The following is an 897-nucleotide window of genomic DNA, read 5'->3' on the forward strand; positions in this document are numbered from 1 at the left end:
CACCTTCGACAGCCAGCTGCACATGGCCTTCTTCCGCCGCATCAAGAGCCAGGCCGACCCGGTCCCCTGCTACGACATGAACAGCATGCTCAGCAGCTCGCCGGTGTTCGCCGAGCACCTGTTCGTCGATCGCCTGCATTTCAACGACCTGGGCAACAATGCGCTGGCCAAGGTGATCACTGCCAAGCTGGGGCTGGCCCAGGAAAGACAGGCCCTGCGCAAGGTCGCACCGATCAAGCTGGTCTGATGAGCGGACGCCGGGCTTTCGGGAAAGGCACGCGAATGGATAGAATAGGCCGTCGTCGCTCCTGATTCGCCCGAGGCACCGTGTGACTGCCATGACCATTCCTGCCTTCCCCTCTCTCCTGGCCCGCCCCCGAGCTCGCCTGGCCGCGACGCTGCCGTTGCTGCTGGCCGCCACAGGCGCCCAGGCCCTGGACGTGAGCATCGACCCCCATGCCGACCTGCTCTATCGCCAGGCGCTGCCGCTGCTGGAACAGGCCGACAACCAGGACGACAACGCCGGTCCGCTGCGCACCGCCAGTGGCGACCCCGAGCTCAGCCGCCAGGGCCAGGCGATGGCTCACACGCTGCCCACGGCGGTGGCCCTGCTGAAAAAGTCGGTGGAACTCGGCCACCCGGTAGCCCAGTACCGCCTGGCGCTGTACTACACCACCTATCTGCCGGCAGGACAGATCGCCGAGGCCGCCTGCCCGTTGCTGGAAGCCAGCCTCAAGCAAGGCTTCGCCCCACCCGCGCTGGCCATCGCCCACTGGTGCTCACCGTACAATGCCAGCCCCGCCTACCGCGAGGCGCTGGAGGCGGTTCCCAGCATGGCCACCTTGTATGCCGCCTACTACCCGCAGCCGGCCACCCGCCTGGTGTGCAACCGTACCC

1 protein-coding gene and 1 pseudogene are annotated in these 897 nt (G+C 67.2%); both read left to right on the forward strand.

All coding sequences use genetic code 11. The annotated features are described in order from the left end of the window. Positions 1-247: pseudogene (locus tag CC207_RS28050) on the forward strand (hypothetical protein); the annotation flags it as partial. A 91-nt stretch (positions 248-338) separates the two neighbouring features. Beyond that, positions 339-897: sel1 repeat family protein (locus CC207_RS24410; protein ID WP_256582349.1), on the forward strand; the 559-nt coding region annotated here is incomplete at its 3' end.

Origin of the sequence: Pseudomonas sp. DrBHI1 (genome assembly GCF_002205115.1) — a bacterium.
Classification (GTDB): Bacteria; Pseudomonadota; Gammaproteobacteria; order Pseudomonadales; family Pseudomonadaceae; genus Aquipseudomonas; species Aquipseudomonas mosselii.